This window comes from Marinomonas sp. FW-1 (assembly GCF_005222245.1).
Classification (GTDB): domain Bacteria; phylum Pseudomonadota; class Gammaproteobacteria; order Pseudomonadales; family Marinomonadaceae; genus Marinomonas; species Marinomonas alcarazii.
In genome coordinates this window covers 956,149-974,372 of sequence record NZ_CP025987.1, presented here as the reverse complement: position 1 = coordinate 974,372, position 18,224 = coordinate 956,149, and the positions used below count along the sequence as shown (strand labels likewise).

Annotated in this window: 19 protein-coding genes and 1 riboswitch; of the genes, 5 read left to right on the top strand and 14 right to left on the bottom strand. The window is 44.2% G+C overall.

What is annotated here, in order from left to right; translation table 11 throughout:
* Positions 1-3: 3 nt before the first annotated feature.
* Together bioF and bioB are read right to left on the bottom strand one after the other, a co-directional pair.
* Entirely contained in the window at positions 4-1,200 is a 1,197-nt protein-coding gene (gene bioF, locus C1X04_RS04520) for an 8-amino-7-oxononanoate synthase (protein WP_137169270.1), read from the bottom strand.
* Positions 1,184-2,251 carry a biotin synthase BioB gene (gene bioB / locus C1X04_RS04515; RefSeq protein WP_110575488.1) on the bottom strand — a complete coding sequence of 356 codons (1,068 nt, stop codon included), beginning with the start codon at positions 2,249-2,251 and terminating at the stop codon, positions 1,184-1,186. Before bioB ends, bioF begins: the two co-directional genes overlap by 17 nt.
* A gap of 377 nt (positions 2,252-2,628) precedes the next feature.
* Here bioB and C1X04_RS18635 point away from each other — a divergent pair, with 377 nt between their 5' ends.
* Both C1X04_RS18635 and bioA read left to right on the top strand, forming a co-directional pair.
* Positions 2,629-3,042 carry a ComF family protein gene (locus tag C1X04_RS18635; RefSeq protein ID WP_254682330.1) on the top strand — a complete coding sequence of 138 codons (414 nt, stop codon included), beginning with the start codon at positions 2,629-2,631 and terminating at the stop codon, positions 3,040-3,042.
* 71 nt (positions 3,043-3,113) lie between these two features.
* On the top strand, positions 3,114-4,400 hold the full coding sequence (bioA, locus tag C1X04_RS04505) for an adenosylmethionine--8-amino-7-oxononanoate transaminase (RefSeq protein WP_110575486.1): 1,287 nt from the start codon (positions 3,114-3,116) through the stop codon (positions 4,398-4,400).
* A gap of 67 nt (positions 4,401-4,467) precedes the next feature.
* Here bioA and C1X04_RS04500 read toward each other — a convergent pair whose 3' ends face one another.
* From C1X04_RS04500 to rpsF, 6 genes are all read right to left on the bottom strand, one after another.
* The gene (locus C1X04_RS04500) at positions 4,468-6,030 is read right to left on the bottom strand and encodes a PAS domain-containing methyl-accepting chemotaxis protein (protein WP_110575485.1); all 1,563 of its coding nucleotides are present in this window, start codon (positions 6,028-6,030) and stop codon (positions 4,468-4,470) included.
* Positions 6,031-6,123: 93 nt separating this feature from the next.
* Complete coding sequence (dnaB, locus tag C1X04_RS04495) at positions 6,124-7,500, bottom strand: replicative DNA helicase (RefSeq protein WP_110575484.1); 1,377 nt, start codon at positions 7,498-7,500, stop codon at positions 6,124-6,126.
* Positions 7,501-7,642: 142 nt separating this feature from the next.
* Positions 7,643-8,086, bottom strand: coding sequence for a 50S ribosomal protein L9 (gene rplI / locus C1X04_RS04490; RefSeq protein ID WP_110575482.1), 444 nt, complete (start codon positions 8,084-8,086; stop codon positions 7,643-7,645).
* A gap of 22 nt (positions 8,087-8,108) precedes the next feature.
* On the bottom strand, positions 8,109-8,969 hold the full coding sequence (locus C1X04_RS04485; protein WP_110575480.1) for a hypothetical protein: 861 nt from the start codon (positions 8,967-8,969) through the stop codon (positions 8,109-8,111).
* A 21-nt stretch (positions 8,970-8,990) separates the two neighbouring features.
* On the bottom strand, positions 8,991-9,221 hold the full coding sequence (gene rpsR, locus C1X04_RS04480) for a 30S ribosomal protein S18 (protein WP_013662377.1): 231 nt from the start codon (positions 9,219-9,221) through the stop codon (positions 8,991-8,993).
* Between the two features lie 23 nt (positions 9,222-9,244).
* Positions 9,245-9,646 (bottom strand): 30S ribosomal protein S6, encoded by a 402-nt coding sequence (rpsF, locus tag C1X04_RS04475; protein WP_110575478.1) that lies wholly within the window; start codon positions 9,644-9,646, stop codon positions 9,245-9,247.
* A 274-nt stretch (positions 9,647-9,920) separates the two neighbouring features.
* Between rpsF and C1X04_RS04470 the strand changes: the two genes are divergently transcribed.
* From C1X04_RS04470 to C1X04_RS04460, 3 genes are read left to right on the top strand one after another with little or no spacing between them, the layout of a single operon-like run.
* Complete coding sequence (locus C1X04_RS04470) at positions 9,921-10,649, top strand: MipA/OmpV family protein (RefSeq protein WP_254682329.1); 729 nt, start codon at positions 9,921-9,923, stop codon at positions 10,647-10,649.
* A 58-nt stretch (positions 10,650-10,707) separates the two neighbouring features.
* Positions 10,708-11,604 (top strand): DMT family transporter, encoded by an 897-nt coding sequence (locus C1X04_RS04465; RefSeq protein ID WP_137169267.1) that lies wholly within the window; start codon positions 10,708-10,710, stop codon positions 11,602-11,604.
* Positions 11,605-11,622: 18 nt separating this feature from the next.
* Positions 11,623-12,516 carry a DMT family transporter gene (locus C1X04_RS04460; protein WP_110575472.1) on the top strand — a complete coding sequence of 298 codons (894 nt, stop codon included), beginning with the start codon at positions 11,623-11,625 and terminating at the stop codon, positions 12,514-12,516.
* Here the strand turns inward: C1X04_RS04460 and C1X04_RS04455 are convergent.
* From C1X04_RS04455 to C1X04_RS04435, 6 genes are all read right to left on the bottom strand, one after another.
* A complete protein-coding gene (locus C1X04_RS04455; RefSeq protein WP_110575470.1) occupies positions 12,513-13,379 on the bottom strand; it encodes a DMT family transporter in 867 nt (288 codons plus the stop codon). The two genes, C1X04_RS04460 and C1X04_RS04455, sit on opposite strands and share 4 nt — an antisense overlap.
* 82 nt (positions 13,380-13,461) lie before the next feature.
* Positions 13,462-14,169 carry an ATP-binding cassette domain-containing protein gene (locus C1X04_RS04450; protein WP_137169266.1) on the bottom strand — a complete coding sequence of 236 codons (708 nt, stop codon included), beginning with the start codon at positions 14,167-14,169 and terminating at the stop codon, positions 13,462-13,464.
* The gene (locus C1X04_RS18630) at positions 14,156-15,211 is read right to left on the bottom strand and encodes an ABC transporter permease subunit (protein ID WP_254682328.1); all 1,056 of its coding nucleotides are present in this window, start codon (positions 15,209-15,211) and stop codon (positions 14,156-14,158) included. The genes C1X04_RS04450 and C1X04_RS18630 overlap by 14 nt, the downstream gene beginning before the upstream one ends.
* Complete coding sequence (locus C1X04_RS18625) at positions 15,169-15,750, bottom strand: ABC transporter permease subunit (RefSeq protein WP_254682327.1); 582 nt, start codon at positions 15,748-15,750, stop codon at positions 15,169-15,171. Before C1X04_RS18625 ends, C1X04_RS18630 begins: the two co-directional genes overlap by 43 nt.
* A gap of 11 nt (positions 15,751-15,761) precedes the next feature.
* Positions 15,762-16,775 (bottom strand): thiamine ABC transporter substrate binding subunit, encoded by a 1,014-nt coding sequence (gene thiB / locus C1X04_RS04440; protein WP_137169265.1) that lies wholly within the window; start codon positions 16,773-16,775, stop codon positions 15,762-15,764.
* 78 nt (positions 16,776-16,853) lie between these two features.
* A riboswitch (TPP riboswitch) is annotated at positions 16,854-16,973 on the bottom strand.
* Positions 16,974-16,995: 22 nt separating this feature from the next.
* On the bottom strand, positions 16,996-18,222 hold the full coding sequence (locus C1X04_RS04435; protein ID WP_137169264.1) for a 3-deoxy-D-manno-octulosonic acid transferase: 1,227 nt from the start codon (positions 18,220-18,222) through the stop codon (positions 16,996-16,998).
* Positions 18,223-18,224: the final 2 nt, after the last annotated feature.

Genomic DNA, 18,224 nt, shown 5'->3' with positions numbered 1-18,224 from the left:
CTATTACTTTGCGTTTAAAGATGTCACTGTTAAAACTTTCTCGAGTGAGTCGCATAATAACACTAAATCTTCCTCAGAGTGGGCAGCACTTAGGGTAATTCTTAAACGCGCACTACCAACAGGCACTGTTGGTGGACGAATCGCAGTACACCATATTCCAAGCGTTCTTAAATGTTCACTAACTGCCATCGCAGCCTTACTATCACCAATAACAATAGGCTGAATAGCCGTATTTGATGGCATTAGCTCAACCGGAAGGGAGTGAACTCTTTGACGAAAGTAAGCAATATGTCGAGCCAGTTTTTCTCGCTTTTCCTGACCTTCTGCGGATTGGATAAGCTGCAACGAAGCCAAAGTGGCTCCAGCAATCGCTGGCGACATAGAGGTGGTATAAACATAAGGACGAGCAAACTGCGTAAGATACTCAGCATAATCGTGTGACGTGGCAACAAAGGCTCCGGCTGTGCCAAACGCCTTACCAAAAGTACCAACTAAAATAGGCAAACGCTTAGCATCCATCCCTTCTAAAGACAAACACCCTCTGCCACTTTCACCAAGACAACCCAAACCATGAGCATCATCAACCATGAACATCCAGCCGTACTGGTTTGCCAACTGAGATAATTCAGCCAAAGGCGCAATGTCACCATCCATGCTAAACACCCCATCCGTCACCAACAGACCTGGAGCAGAAGATTTAGCAAGTAACTTCTGAGCACTCGCCACATTGCTATGCAAATAACGCCGCAAAGGCGCTTGTGCCAACAAAGCGCCATCAATCAAAGAAGCATGATTTAACTTATCCTGCACAACTGGACGTTGTTTATCCGCAAGAGCCGAAATCACTCCCAGATTCGCCATATAGCCAGTACTGAACAGCAGTACCCGTTCATACCCCAACCAGTCTGCCAAAGCCTCTTCAAGCGCCTGATGAGGTGATAAATGCCCACACACCAAATGAGATGAACCACCACCAACGCCATAAACACTCGCTGTATCTGACATCGCCTTAATCAACTTAGGGTGATTGGCCAGCCCCAAATAATCATTTGAGCAAAATGCAGTATATTGCTGAGAGTGGATTTGTGTGTGTGGCGTTTGAGGGCTATCTAGCGTTATTGTTCGGCGCATCAAGTCCCTTTGGCGGCGCTCTTCAAGCGCCGCCAACACCCAATCCGGCGTATCAGACGCTAGCTTCATAAAACAACTTAGACTCTTCTTGCTTTACAGCTTGCGCTGCAATGGCTTCAGCCACCGCTTCATCCGAATGCTCTTCACGCTTTTCAGGATTAATCCCCAAGTTAGCAAACAACGCCATGTCTTTATCTGCCTCTGGATTGCCAGTCGTTAACAGTTTTTCACCGTAAAAAATAGAATTAGCACCCGCCATAAAACACAAAGCTTGAGTTTGTTCATTCATGCCTTGTCGACCCGCAGACAAACGAACATGAGATTTCGGCATTAAAATACGCGCCACAGCAATAGTGCGAATAAATTCAAAAGTATCCAGGTCCTCAACATTTTCTAGCGGCGTCCCCTCTACTTTCACCAACATATTAATCGGCACACTCTCTGGATGCGGTGTCATTAAAGACAATTGACGCAGCAAACCAACGCGATCCTTCTGCTCTTCTCCCATCCCCATAATGCCGCCACAGCACAGTTTAATACCCGAATCGCGCACACGAGACAGTGTATCTAAACGGTCCTGATAAGTACGCGTGGTGATGATACTGTCGTAAAACTCAGCGGAGGTGTCTAGGTTATGGTTATAGTAATCCAAGCCTGCATCGGACAAGCGCTGCGCTTGCTCATCGTTTAGCGTCCCAAGAGTGACACAAGACTCTAAACCTAAAGACTTAACACCTTTAATCATTTCTAGTACATAGGGAAAATCTTTCTCGGAAGGGTGCTTCCATGCGGCGCCCATACAAAAACGGCTAGCGCCTTTTTCTTTTGCCAAGGCTGCTTCTTCAAGCACCTTCTGAACTTCCATTAATTTTTCTTTTTCAAGTTCTGTATTGTAGTGACCACTTTGCGGGCAATATTTGCAGTCTTCAGGACAAGCTCCCGTCTTGATAGACAAGAGTGTACTGACCTGCACTTCATTAGGGGCAAAATTTTCTCTATGGACTGTCTGAGCACGAAACATCAAATCCATAAAAGGCAAATCAAACAGAGCTTTTATTTCCGCATGCGTCCAGTCATAACGCGGCCCGCTCACAGTATTTGTAGACGTACTTAAAGACATAGTATCCTCGATCCATAGAAATTTATGGAGCAATACTAATGGACTGGAAGAAACTGTCAACCACAAAAATAACAGAGGTTTACAGCAGGTTATTTTTAAACCTTTGCTATATTTGTCACACAAAAGCCAAAACCACACTCTGCCAATCCTGCAAACAAGGACTTCCTTCAAACCACACCCATTGCTTGCAATGCAAACGCCCAACCTATGTCCCAAATATTTTATGTGGACAATGTCAAAGCACACCTCCCGCTTATCAAGTATGCGTCGCCCCCTACCGATTTGAAGGCATCATAAAAAACCTGATTCATGGCGTTAAATTCAACCAAAGAAATCACTATATTCGACCCTTAACCACTTTATTAAGCGAGCATCTTATGGAGTCATATTCAGGAAAACATTGGCCCGAGCAACTGCTTTATGTCCCCAGCCACCCAAGTCGAATCAAAGAACGAGGTTTCTGCCAAACAAAAGCGTTGGCAACACAACTAACGAGAGAGCTCAAACACCAGCTAGGAAATAAATGCCCAAGCCTAACAAAGAAAAACCCACTAAAAAAAATCAAGAATACCCAAGCCCAACACTCATTAAGCCGCAAAGAGCGACTAAAAGGGCCCAAAAACAGCTATGTAATTACCTCACCTATAGCTAAACACATCGCCCTATTTGACGATGTCATGACCACTGGGAGCACTATAGAGCATTGCACTAAATTATTATTAGCTGCGGGCGCTGAACAGGTCGATATTTGGGTGATTGCGAGAACGCCAGACAAAGAGCACCAAATATAAGCCACTCAAACCACCTAGTCATTGCAGGCTCCTTTGTTTACTATGCCCCCAACAAAGCAATGGTGAACGTCATGAAAACAGATCAAGAATACCTAGATTTAGACAAGCAACTGCTGTGGCACCCATACACATCGATGAGCAAACCTAGTCCTCACTTCCTTGTCGAAAAAGCGTCAGGCTGTGAAATAACCCTCAATGATGGGCGAACGCTAATCGACGGCATGTCTTCCTGGTGGAGTGTTATTCATGGCTATAACCACCCAACGATCAATCAGGCAATTCAAGAGCAGTTAGCACAATTCTCCCACGTTATGTTTGGTGGGCTAACTCACAAACCAGCAATAGAACTCGCCGAAAGACTTGTCGCAATAACACCTAGCGAACTACAACGCGTTTTCTTTTCCGATTCTGGCTCGGTCTCTGTTGAAGTCGCTCTTAAAATGGCTATTCAGTATTGGAACACCCAAGGCAAGCCCAACAAGCAGTTTTTTGTCACTCCCAAAAGTGGCTACCACGGCGATACATTTGCTGCTATGTCAGTATGCGACCCTGAAAATGGCATGCACAACTTGTTCAGTGCCGCGCTAACACAACAGTACTTTATATCCCCTCCCCCAACAGGCCTGAACGAACCTGTAAAAACGGAATATCTTGAAGAAATACGCAAGACATTTGAAGACAACCACCAACGCATAGCAGGCTTCATTATCGAGCCCGTCGTGCAAAATGCGGGCGGCATGCGTTTTTATAATCCGGAGTATTTAAATCAGATCCGCGCACTTTGCGATGAATTCGACATATTGTTGATTTTCGATGAAATTGCCACAGGCTTTGGCAGAACAGGTAAGCTTTTCGCCACCAATCACACCCATATTTGCCCTGATATCATGTGCATCGGCAAGGCACTAACGGGCGGTTATATGACACTAGCAGCCACACTCACCAATGACAAAGTGGCCCTAGGAATCAGCGAGAATGATGGGGTGTTTATGCACGGCCCCACGTTCATGGGAAACCCTCTTGCCTGTGCTGCAGCCAATGCAAGCCTCTCACTATTAAGCGAATACAATATTCCAGAAAAGATTACGCAGCTAGAAACTTGGATGAAGGAAGCTCTTGGACCATGTGAACAGCTTGAACAAGTAAAAGAAATCCGCTGTCTTGGCGGCATTGGCGTTGTAGAATTAAAAAATGCCGTTAATTTACACGAAATACAACCAAAATTCGTCGAACTAGGCGTATGGATACGACCTTTTGGCAAACTTATTTACTTAATGCCACCGTACGTAATCAGCAAAGAGCAAATCAGTACTCTCGGCAAAGCCATCCACCAAATCGCTAGCGAACAGGCTTGCTAATCCCGATATAAAAAAGCCCTTCAAGCATCGCAGCTAGAAGGGCTTCAATAAGCTTAAGATACCTAATTTACTGCTTCATTCGTTCAGCAAGATTACCCTGCTCATAGGCTTCTTCTTCAATATGAGTAATGTTGATGACAACATTTTCAGCCTGAGCAATACTCTCAATACTTACCGCATCAACGTCTTGCATCTTATCATTAAGATCACGAGCGACACCGGCCTGCTCTTCTGAAGACACATTAATTTGTGCCGTCATCGCCACAACCTGCTTAATAGCGGTTTCAATATCACTCATTTTCTCGGCAACTTTATTCACACTGTCGACACCTTCCTGTGCGACCAACGTCCCTTTATCAATGGTATTCGTAACATCAAGCGTATTTTTCTTCAGCTCTTCTGTCATGCTATTGATGCTCTGCGTAGCATTTTGAGTACGTATCGCCAACGCACGCACCTCATCCGCAACAACGGCAAAACCACGTCCAGCCTCACCAGCACGGGCAGACTCAATGGCCGCATTAAGAGCAAGCAAATTGGTTTGCTCTGCGATATCACTAATGGAATTAACCACTTCATTAATGTTATCACTGCGTTCAGCTAATATCGCAACAACCTTTTTTGCCTCAGATACATCATGGTAAACCTGACGCATTGTTTCGCCTGTCTGCTGTGCTAGCAATCGACTTTCACGCGACAAGTCACCTACCGACTCTGTGGCCTCAACCGCCACATGAACATGCTCTGCAACATGAGTGACGCTAGCCAATAGCTGGGAGCTTGCCGCTACCACATCTTGGAAAGTACTACGCTGTGTATTGAAGTTAGCCAAATTCCCAGTCACGCTCGACTTCGCTTCAGAAGCACGCTGACGAAGCTGTTCAGCCCCTTCCTTAAGACGGTAGCGGAACGTATTGCCTGCGGCTTCTTGATGTATTTTAGCGAACTTAATGGCCGCCTTAACGCCGACCGTTTTACAATATAAATACTGACCAATCGGGTTTCTCGCTTCAGACGACAAACCAGACACAACTGAATTAAGCGCCTGAGCCTGGAAATAGGTTAACCACATTCCTAACAATGCCAAAACAGGCGCAGCTATTTGTAGCGCCAACACATTAGATAACAAACCCAGAACCGCCAATAAAATGAAACAAGACATTAATGGCCAAGTCGCATTACTAAGATGGGCAGCCACTTTTGTTGACGTCGGTAACAATGCTTTACCCGCATTGATACGATCATAAATAGATTGAGCATGCTTAATTTCATCCCGTGTCGCTTTACGACGCACCGACTCATAGCCAATCACTTTACTGCCATCTAACAATGGGCTCACATGAGCACTCACCCAATAATGATCGCCATTTTCACAACGGTTTTTTACTAACCCCATCCAGCTTTTACCTTGCTTCAGGTTAGCCCACATATCGGCGAATACAGCAGGTGGTACATCTGGATGACGAATAAGGTTATGAGGAGAGCCAATTAAAGCCTCTCGCTCATAGCCAGCGACTTCGCAAAAAACATCATTAACAAACGTAATGCGTCCTTTCACATCCGTACTGGAAACTAGAACATAGCTTTCAGGAAAATCATTTTCTTTATCGGTTACAGGCATTTTTCGCATAAACAACTCTCGATATATTTTTTATATTCGTTATTTTTATCACGTATGCTTAATTGTTGCTAACTATGTACACACTAAAAACACAACACAAACTTACTCATCATCAAAATCGCGATAAGCATCTGGAGCCAAATCCTCAAAGCGCGTGTACTTACCTACAAACGCCAATCGACAAGTACCGATCGGACCATTACGCTGCTTACCAATAATAATTTCCGCAATCCCTTTGTGAGGCGTGTCTTCGTGATACACCTCGTCTCGGTACACAAAAGAAATCACATCGGCATCCTGCTCGATCGCTCCAGACTCACGCAAGTCCGAGTTAACAGGGCGTTTATTCGGTCGATTCTCCAAACTACGGTTTAGCTGGGAGAGCGCGACCATCGGACAGTCCATTTCTTTGGCAATGGCTTTAAGAGATCGAGAAATCTCAGAGATCTCATTGGTACGACCTTCGGTAAAACCGGGAATCTGCATCAACTGAAGGTAATCGACCATAATCATAGCAACACCACCGTGTTCCCGAGCAATACGACGCACACGAGAACGCATTTCCGTTGGACTGATACCACCCGTATCATCGATAAATAGTTTGCGGTCTTTGAGCATTTTTACCGCTGACATCAACTTATCCCAGTCTTCTTGAACCAACTGACCAGAACGCATGCGTGTCTGATCAATTCGCCCAAGAGAAGAAAGCATACGCATCATCAATGATTCCGCAGGCATCTCCAAACTAAATACAATCACCGGCTTGTCGCTGATCATGGCGGCATTTTCCACCAAGTTCATCGCAAAAGTCGTCTTACCCATGGATGGACGGCCAGCAACGATAATCAAATCTGCGGGCTGCAAACCAGCAGTCATCGCATCTAAATCGGTAAAGCCTGTACTCAAGCCCGTAATGGCACCATCTTGATGATAAAGCTCATCAATTTTATCTACAGTCGCACTCAGAATATCGGCAGCGATTCTTGGGCCGCCCTTTTTCTCTCCACCTTCAGCTATCTGAAATATCTTACGTTCAGCCTCATCCAACACTTCAGCTGCTGTCATGCCTTCTGGGTGAAATGCTCTGGCTGAAATATCGTTCGTTGTCGAAATAAGGCGACGTAAAATAGAACGTTCGCGAACAATATCTGCATAGGCAGCAATATTGGATGTACTGGGTGTTGCTTCAGCGATCTCAATCAAATATGGCATGCCACCTATTGATTCTAAATCGCCACGTTTATCTAAACGCTCTCCGATGGTAACAACGTCAATAGGCTCAGATTCATCAGCTAAACGAGCAATTACCGCAAATATTGATTTATGCTCTGGTCGATAAAAATCATCCGCTATCACAAGTTCGGATACTTTCTCCCAAGCCTGTGGGTCCAGCATTAATCCGCCAACGACTGAGCGCTCAGCCTCAATAGAATACGGCGGTAATTTTATAGAAGCGACTTCGGAATCATTTAGTTGCACGTAAAATACTCATACAAAAACAGAAAAATACGGGGGATTAGCTTAGCACGACCGAAAAAAAAAGGGCATCTTGCATTAGCAAGATCCCCTTCTCTTATTTAAGAAAGACGAACGCCTTTCTTAAGCAATTTGTCTAAGCAAATTACTCAGCGATTACTTCCAAAGTAACAGCAACTACCACGTCAGAGTGAAGTTGAATGTCTACTTCGAAAGAACCTGTGTGACGAATCGCGCCTTCTGGAAGACGGATTTCAGCTTTCTCTACTGCTACTTGCGTAGAAATAGCGTCAGCGATGTCACGAGTACCGATAGAACCGAAAAGCTTACCTTCATCACCAGCATTTGCTGTGATAGTGAAAGTTTTGCCTTCTAGCGTTTGTGCACGAGCTTCAGCTGCTGCTTTACGCTCCGCTGCTTTCGCTTCAAGTTCAACACGACGCTCTTCAAAGCTAGCCAAGTTAGCTTTAGTAGCCATTACAGCTTTTTTGTTCGGAATCAAAAAGTTACGAGCATAGCCTGGTTTAACAACTGCAACGTCACCAATACCGCCTAGCTTGTTTACTTTGTCGAGTAGAATAACTTCCATCTCGATCACCTCTAATTAATCATTAGCTATCACTTGAGTTGGACGCCTTACCTTGGATTCTAGAACGAATATCCACAAAACTATCAATCACACAAAGTGCAACGAGAATATTTGCAAAATACACATTCAGAACAAAAAATCCCACAAGGTAAAATGCGATCAGTCCAACAATCCCAATTTCTTTCTTTGCTAAAACACCATGTACTAGAGCGAGCCCCGGCAATACTAATGCAGGTACAGCGGCTTGGGATAAAATACTGAATGAACCTCCTAAGCTTTCGCCTATCAGAATCATTCCACCCAACACCAAACTGAACGCTATCGGCAACCTTAATTGATGAAACTCAGCGCGTAATCCGCCTGGATTATAGAGTCCTGCTTGCCACTTTCTTGCCAAAAACAAAGAAAGAATCGCAATGACCACTTGGAAGATGGATATTGCCATCACCGCCTGGCTAAAAATCAAGTCTCTATCAGGTACTTCAACACCTTCATTTGACAGAACTTTCTGAACCAGCGTTACCGCCATATTCAAAACATCGGTCATTAAAAGTGGCTGAAGTAGCGTACTAATAACCGCCAGAAAACTGCCGGCTAACAATACCCAACTCCATGACATTGTCACTCTAAGTAAATAGCTTAACAACATCACATCAATTAACACCATGAGAGCCGTGGCGTCTCCTTGGAGTATCCAAAGCACAAGTGCTGGTAAACAACCCCAAGCTAATACAGGTATTCCTTCTTTTACACCTTTGCGAAGCACTACCAACCCTAAGATTGCAGCGGCCAGCCAAAACATCACAGGTATCAGACCAAACACCATCACACCAATAATGGCATTCAGGCGCTTTTTCATTACCCATTTAGCTAAACCACTCATATAAAGCGCTTCTTAAGCCTATTAATTAAAATGGCTATCAGTGTAAGGAAGTAAAGCAATGTAGCGAGCGCGTTTGATAGCAGTCGCTAGCTGACGCTGGTAACGAGCCTTAGTGCCAGTAATACGGCTAGGTACGATTTTACCAGTTTCAGTGATATAACCTTTCAGTGTGTCTAGATCTTTGTAATCGATCTCTTTAACGCCTTCTGCTGTAAAACGGCAGAACTTACGACGACGGAAAAAACGAGCCATGAGTGTCTCCTAATAAAAATAAATTAATCTTCAGATTCTTCAGATACTTCTTCAGTATCGTTGTTACGCTCTTCACGCTGAGGAGCAGAACGACGGTCTTCACGACCTTCAGAAGCCTTAATAGGAGATACGTCAGTTACCGCATCTTTACGACGAATCACCAAGTTACGGATGATGGCATCGTTGTAGCGGAAAGTGTCGTTTAATTCAGACAAAACACTGTCAGAACACTCAATGTTCATAAGAACATAGTGTGCTTTGTGAATTTTGTTAATTGGGTAAGCTAGTTGACGACGGCCCCAATCTTCTAGACGGTGAACTTGACCACCATCTTCAGTGATTAGGTTAGTGTAACGCTCAACCATTGCTGGTACTTGTTCGCTTTGATCTGGGTGAACCAGAAAGACGATTTCATAATGACGCATTTAAGCTCTCCTTATGGGTTCTTAGTCTCCACGCTCCCCCTGTTAAAAAGCTGTGAGACAAGGAGTATTGATTTACAGGGACGCGCATTATATAGCACCAATGAACAATAAGTAAACGAATTCAGCCAAAGTAATGCGGACACCTACCTCTTTCCTTTCTTTAAGATCGACAATTCAGTTAAGCGGCTTCATTTTATACAGGTTATTTTACAGACATGAGCAAAAACAATAGAATCATTGCACTCTATGATCAGGCTACCTAAAGAATATGGACATGATAAAAAAAGCATTTTTGGGGTTACTTATATCAATCTCACCTATTGTTGAAGCCAGCAGTAGCGTGGGCGTGGTTGGTGCGACATCTGAATCCGTTTATAAGGAAACCAGTAACCGATCAACCTCCCTGCCAAATATCGGCTACCAAGGTGATCATTTTTACCTTCAACTGCCGGAGGTAGGGTACCGATTTTTACCAAGGCAATCTGCGCATAACGTTTCCGTAGGGATATCCTACGAAGGCTTAAGCTTTGATCCTAGTGACTCAAGCAATGCTGACATCCAGCAACTTGATGAAAGAGACCCAAGCATCATGGCTTTTGCCAGCTATCAATTTGGAATATTGTCAACCAAAGTGGCACAAGACATAAGCGGTAAACACGACGGTTATTACGCTCAGGTAGGGGTTGGTTATCCCATTCCAATTGGCTCATGGAGAATCATCCCATCGCTTTCCTATCGCCATATGGACAGTAAAATGAGTAACCACTTATTCGGCATTTCTGAAAGTGAATCTATTCGAACTGGAAACGCTATTGCCGCTTATGACTCAGGCGCTATTTCCCAAATAAAATATGGCGTAAGAGCTATTTACCCTCTTACCCCCAATGCCAATCTAATACTAGGCATTAGCCAAACCAAATTTGATGATGATATTTTGAAAAGCCCTATCGTAGAAGACAATACCGTAACTGCGGGTTCAGTAGGCTTTATCTTTTCATTTTAAGCGTTATCACTTCGATATCGAATAAAATCCAGACCATTGTTTTCGGAACGTATAAGCCATGAGTAAACTTTCTCACAATGCTCAAGCCATGTTTTTTGGGCTAGGCGCCGTACTGCTTTGGTCGACTGTTGCGACCGCATTTTCCATATCCCTAAGACACTTTTCACCTACCCAGTTATTACTGGTTGCTAATGTCGTGTCGCTCGCTTTTCTCATTGCGCTTCTCGTCATTAAAGGAGAGTTTGGCTCTCTCGTTTCCTATACCAAACAATCGTGGAAATCGTCTCTCTTTTTTGGTGCGATTAACCCTTTTCTCTATTACTTAATATTGCTCCAAGCTTACAACACTCTTCCGGCTCAAGAAGCTCAGGTAATCAATTACACATGGGCTATAACGCTTAGCTTTATGGCTGTTCCCATTCTAAAACAGCGACTAAAAACCGCCGATTATATGGCAGCTGCCGCATGCTATTTTGGCGTACTCTACATCGCAACACGTGGGCAAATAGGCTCTTTAGAGTTTTCTAACGTTTCTGGCGTTGCTTTCGCCCTTCTAAGCACGATTATTTGGGCGCTGTATTGGCTTTTAAACACCAAAGACAAACGCCCCAGCTTGGTGGGTCTAACTCTTAATTTTGTTTTCGCACTGCCAATAGTCTTCATCTATGCGGCGCTAACAGGGGAGCTAACCCATTGGGATAATAACGGCCTGTGGGGAGCCATTTACATTGGCTTATTTGAAATGGGACTGAGTTTTGTATTATGGAACAAGGCTTTAAAGCTGACATCCAACGCTAGCCAAGTAGCCAATTTAATCTTCCTGTCGCCACTTTTATCTATTGTTTGGCTGTCACAATTTGCCGGCGAGCCAATTTTACGCTCAACGCTCATTGGATTAGCCTTCATACTAACCGGCCTATTCATACAAAATTGGGCAAAAAGAAAAACAAACTAACAAAGCAAAGGATATGTTATGCCTCCATTTATTTACTTATTGCTCCCCATTCTTTTCTGGTCTGGCAACTACATTCTTGGTCGTCTTACGGTTTCCAGTGGCATTGACCCTTTCTCAATTTCCTTCTTACGCTGGAGCCTTGCCTGCTTAATTATTCTGCCCTTTGCTTATAAAAAGCTTTGGAATGAAAAACATATTATCGTCAAAAACTGGCCACTACTGGTCCTTTTTGGTTGGCTCGGCATATGCAATTACAACCTTTTCCTATACATAGGACTAAGCTCTACAACGGTAACCAATGCCGTATTATTAAATTCAATCATGCCAGTTATGATACTTATTACCGCCCGCCTAATTTTGGGAAACAAAACATCTTGGCTGCAAAACACCGGCATACTTATTTCCACCTTGGGGGCCATCACCATTGTCAGTCGCGGTAGTTTAGATACTTTTTTGCATCTTAGCTTTTCACAAGGCGACTTATGGATCATTACCGCCGCTGTCAGCTGGGCCATTTATTCGGTAATGATTGTAAAACGCCCGAAAGAAATGTCTTTAATTGGCTTCTTTGCCTGTACAGCACTCATAGGAACCTTAATTCAAGCTCCTCTATTCTTCCTATTTGGACACTCAAACCTTGCTGACTTTACAGCAAGTAACTGGGGAGCCATCGCTTATATGGGGGTGTTCGCATCAATTGGGGCTTTTTTATGCTGGAATACTGGTGTTCAAAAACTTGGGGCTGCCACTGCTGGACACTTCATTCACTTATTACCGGTCTTTAGTATTGGTCTCTCAGTCATTTTCCTAGGCGAAAGGTTATTCCACTTTCACTATATAGGTATCATGCTTATCTTCTCGGGCATTTTTGTCGCGACCATACTCAATAAAAAACGACAACAAACAAACTAACCTTTACTACGCGCCATTCGGGTACTAATCAAAATGCTTGAAAAGATAAACAGCATTCCCAGAATGGCGTAAACATCAGGCACATGCCCCCATACAGCCCATCCCCAAAAGCCACTAAAGACAACTCCGACATAACTAACAGGCGACACGATACTGGCTGGCGCATAAGTATAAGCCAAATTATAAAGGTACATTCCGACATACAAGGTAATCGTAACAACAGCAACCAGTGGCCACACCTCAGCGGGTAGCACAACAGAGTCCCCTTGGATAAACACCAAGGGAAGAGACAAGATTGTCGAAACTAGGAAATACACAAACAAGGTCTCTTGGCCTGACACTTGCTGAGACAACATACGCGTTGTCACCATCGACAACGCCAAACCAATAGCGGAAATAAAACCAACAATATGCCAAGGGTTTAAATGATCTGGCGTTGGTTGAATAATAAACGCCACCCCAATAAACCCAATCACAAGTGGGACCCAACGTTCTTTTGGAACCTTAATCTTATGAAGCATTAAAACGACAAAAGGCACACATAAAGGCGCACACGTTCTAAGCAAAGACGCCTCAACCAAAGGGATATGATTCAAGGACCAGTAATAACAAAGAAAACCAAGGAAGCCGCCAAAGCTACGTAAGAAATGGATTCTCCAAACTGAAAATGGCCGCCTTTGCCAACGGCCTCTCATTTGCGGCAATAAAATTAAGGTGCAAAACAAACTTTGCCAAAAAACCAGCGTTGATACTGCAATCAAGGTTTGCGCCTGCTTCGCCGCTAAGGCGGTAAGAGACATAACAAACGCATAAGCGATTGTCATAATAATCCCTTTTTTCAACAACTCATGATTATCTAGCACTCAGTTACTCTTAATTTAAGAAAAGCAGACGCAATATTTAACCCAACAAAATTCACTTGTCGAGCGATTAAAAGTTAAGACACTACCTTTCACCAGAATTAGAAACACCAAAGTAACGAGAGAAATGTGGGTGAAACCCAGTTTCAGATAGCACAGACACATCTTCATGAGCAGTAATTCGTCCCTGCTCGATCAAAATAACACGACCTCCAACTAGAGTCGCTTCACTTGGTAAATGCGACACCAACAAAGTAGTTAAACCCAACTCTTGAGTGACATCATTAACCAAGTACAGCATTTCTTCACGCAATGATGGGTCCAGCGCACTAAAAGGCTCATCCAATAATAAAATTGGCTTTTTTCGCACCAAGGCACGAGCTATGGCCACTCTTTGAGCTTGCCCGCCAGACAAAGCCTGTGGAAATCGTTCGGCTTTATCAAGCAACTGTGTTTTATCAAGCGCCCATTGGACTTTTTGGTTCTGCTCTTCATTCAAAGACAAGGAAGGAGACAAGCCTACAGCCACATTCTGCCAAACAGTTAATTGCGGGAATAAATTATCACTCTGAAACAAAGTCGAAATAGGCCTTTCATAAGCAGGTAAAGACAAAAGCGAAGCATCATTAAAGTAAATCTCACCACGCCCATCCAGAAAACCGCCTAATAAATGCAGCAGCGTACTCTTCCCTTCACCGCTCCCCCCAAGGAGTGTGGTAACGCCAGGGGCGATATCTACGCAATAATCGGCATGAAAGGTCTCCCAATCATATTGAAGGTTAATTTTTAACACGCGCAGTGACTCCACCAATAAAGCGAGATGAACAATAAAACAAAACCAAACACAGAGAGATCAGCACGACGGCCACACACGCTCCTTTTTCAAGCTGATAGGACCCAATCAACTGAAACAGATATAACGGCAAGGAGACTAGGCCTTGGCTGCCAAATAGCGCAATAACACCCATATCCCCCAAAGAAAGCAGCAAAGCGTAACCAAATGCCTGCGCAACACTTTTTCGCACCAGCGGCCACTCTAAACGCCACCTAGCCCATGAATAAATCCCTAGGCTCAAGTAAACATTTCTAAAGCGGCGCTCTTGCTGGTACAACACAGGCATCAGTGCCCGCAGAACGAAAGGTAACGCCATCACAGCATTAACCCAAACCACAATCCAGTAGCTCGATTGCAGCCCCAGCCCTAAATCGCGTAAAGTTAAAAACAACCCTGTAGCAATAACCAATCCGGGCACCATTAAAATCATATTGCCCAAATGCTCAATTTTATTCGGTAGAAACGCCAAATACGGACGATCCATACAAAAACGCGCCAGCACACCAAAGCACACCCCAAGCAACAGACTCAGTAAAGCGGCGGGCAACGCAATCTTCATTGAAACAAGTACGGCCTCCCACAAGGCAGCCGACTGCAATGTACTTAAAAATACAGGCGAGAAAACTGGATCAAAAATAGCTAAAAAAGGTGGAATCACCAATGAAAGAGCACAAAGCAAAGCAACACCATCTGCCACTTTCGCTAACCAAGAATCCTTCAGTGCATAACCCCTAACCGCCAATAGACTGGCATCTTGGCGGTTCACAGGCGCAAGTCTATACACAACAACCGCAAACAAGGTGCATATAAACACCTGCAATAATGCCAAAAAACTGGCCTTATTCAGGTCAAAATCAAACCGTAACGCTTGATATATAGCCACCTCTAACGTACTGGATTTCGGACCTCCACCCAAACTCAACACAACGGCAAAGCTTGAAAAACACAACATGAAAATCAACACAAACGCCCCAGGCAGCGCTTTTTTATATAATGCCATTCAATCCACCGAAAAGCCGCCCAGCGAGAAAACCCCAATTGCGAGGCTTGACGCCATTGCCCTGCGGGAATCAAATCATATCCTTGCAATAAAAGACGCACCGCCAATGGCATATTAAAAAACACGTGGGCCAATAAAATTCCAACCAATCCATACAAGGGAATTTGCACACCCAATATGTGACTCAGCCAGCCCGTGCGACCATACACCACGACCAAGCCTAAAATAGCCACAATGGTTGGCACAACCATAGAAATTGAGAATAACTGCAGTAACGCTGAGCGCCCATAAAATGAGCGATGGATAAGACAAGAGGCTACAGGTATAGCGATAAGTAAACTGATACCACTACTGAGCAGTGCCTGCCATAAAGAAAAGCGAACCACTCGCCAAAGGTAAGGTTGTTGCAAGTAACCGACCCAAGACGGAAGATCACTGTAACGCAAAAGAGCTGCCAGACTGGCAGCTCCTACTAACAAGAAAACACCAACACCTATTAATGCTGGCGTGAGCCTTTTGATCGTGTGAAAAAAGAGCAAATTAGTTCCTGTTATCGCGTTGTCGCATTCAACCATTCATCAATCCAAGCCTTACGGTTTTGTGCAACGTCTTTCGCAGGCAGAACCAAACTCTTAGTTGGCTTTAAAGCATCATCAAATGCGGATGGTAACTTTTCATCCAGCTTAACAACTGGCAGCATCCAGTTTCCTGTCGCTACAGTCGATTGGAAACCTGGCTGCAGAATAAACTGCATAAAACGCTTAGCCAACGCAGGATTAGGCGCGCTTTTCATCATTGCTGCCACTTCAATTTGTGGATAAAGCCCTTCACTGGCAGAGGCTGCTTTATACTTTTCCTCACCTTCGGCCACAATGTGGTATGCAGGAGAAGTCGTATAGCTCAACACGACATCCGCCTCACCTTTCAAAAACAAACCATAAGCGTCAGACCAACCTTTCGTCACAGTAACGGTATGACTTGCTAAACGCTCCCAAGCATCAGCTGCCTCATCACCATACACAGACTTCATCCACAACAATAAACCTAAACCTGGGGTACTGGTTCGTGGGTCTTGATAAATAACTCGAAGGTCTTGATTGTCTACTACGTCTTTCAAACTGGTTGGTGGATTTGAAAGCGTTTCAGAATTGTACACAAAAGCAAAATGCCCCTGATCAAATGGCACAAAGATGTTATCAGACCAACCGCCATCAATCGTCACAGCAGAAGTATCAACAGAATGATTTGCCAGCAGACCAGTGTCTTTCGCAGCCTCCATTAGGTTAAGGTCTAACCCCAAAAGCACGTCCGCTTGAGACGATTTCCCTTCAAGCTGCGCTCTAGATAAAATCCCCCCTGAAGAATCCAATGCAACGAAATTGACTTCGCAAGCACACTCTTTTTCAAAGTTAGCTTTTATCTTAGGGCCCGGGCCCCAATCAGATGCAAAGGCATCATAGGTATAAACATTCAAGGTGTCTGCTGATAAAGCCACAGGCGAAATGGTAAGGCCAAAAGCAATAAATGAAGCGGATAAGGTAGAGGTTAACGAAAGTAATTGCAAAGTGTCGCTCCTAAAATAAGTGAGCGGCGTACAGGGGAAACGGCAAGTATGATGGTTAATGACAACGAGTGTCAGTTATTTCACTTGCTATCTCGATTCCTACGCCAGCATGATCTGGATCAGGTTCGGTGGGTTAGCAGAAAATCTGCTTCTCAGCTCTAGCATTGACTAAACACTAGAACACCCCATGAGATATTGAGCGCTTATTGTAAAGAGTCGCTTAACGGAAGTCTATTTCGCTAAGCACTCTCGTCACAGCACCTTGATTTTTTTCAGCGAAACGTAATGCCGACTGACCAAGTCGGAATCGTTGAGACGATTGCCCAGCAAGATCCACAACCACTTTTTCTAACTGTGCCTCATCCTGACAACGGATGGCACCGTTTACTTGTAAAAGCTGTTCGGTAATATCCAGAAAGTTGAACGTATATGGACCAACCAAAATCGCTTTACCAAGTAAGGCCGGTTCAATGGGATTATGGCCACCCCGTTTAATCAAGCTACCGCCAACAAAAGCGATATCAGCTGCCTGATAGTAATACATCAGCTCTCCCATAGAGTCACCTATCACGACATCAAACTGACGCCATTGATCTGGTGGGGTTTGACTACGCAATGCTACACGTTCAAAAAATTGCTCTGCCAACGCTTTCACCGCTTCAAACCGTTCCGGATGACGCGGAACCAATATTAATAACGCATCAGGTTGCTTTTCCAACAAGGCTTTGTGAATACGCAAAAGCAATTCATCTTCACCCTGATGAGTACTGCCTCCCACCCAAACAAATCGAGAGCCTAGCTGACTACGCCAATTAGCCTGAAATACTTCAGGAGGAACAGCAAGATCAAATTTAATACTTCCTGTGACAAGCACTCTCTTTGCCCCCATCGCCTCAAAGCGCACAGCATCCGCTTGCGCATGAGCCAAAAAGCAATCAGGCAAAGCGAATAAAGGACGCGAGATAATTGAGAACTTCTGGTAGCGTTGAAAAGAACGTTCACTTAATCGAGCATTTAGCACTTCTACTCGCAACCCACGTTGTTTTGCGAGTTGTAATAAATTCGGCCAAAGCTCAGTTTCAACAACCAGAAGGTGCTTACAGGAAAGTTTTTTAAGCGCTCTTTTTACACTAGAACGCCAATCCATAGGCAGATATCGATGCTCTGCAAAAGGAAAAGTTTTAACCACTTGTTCGGCACCCGTTGGGGTCATAGTAGTAATTAATAACTTTTTCGTAGGACACTTTTCACGCCACTGAAGCACTAAAGGGCGAACGGCAAGCACCTCACCCACAGACGCACAATGAATCCATAAATCGGCTTCTACTGAGGGCCAAAAGCCAAATGCTTCATTCGCTCTATAATTCGCATAGTCTTTTTTAAAACGTCGAATTTTCAACAGCACAAGCGGCGAAAAGATATGAATCAGAATACGGTAAAGCCACATAA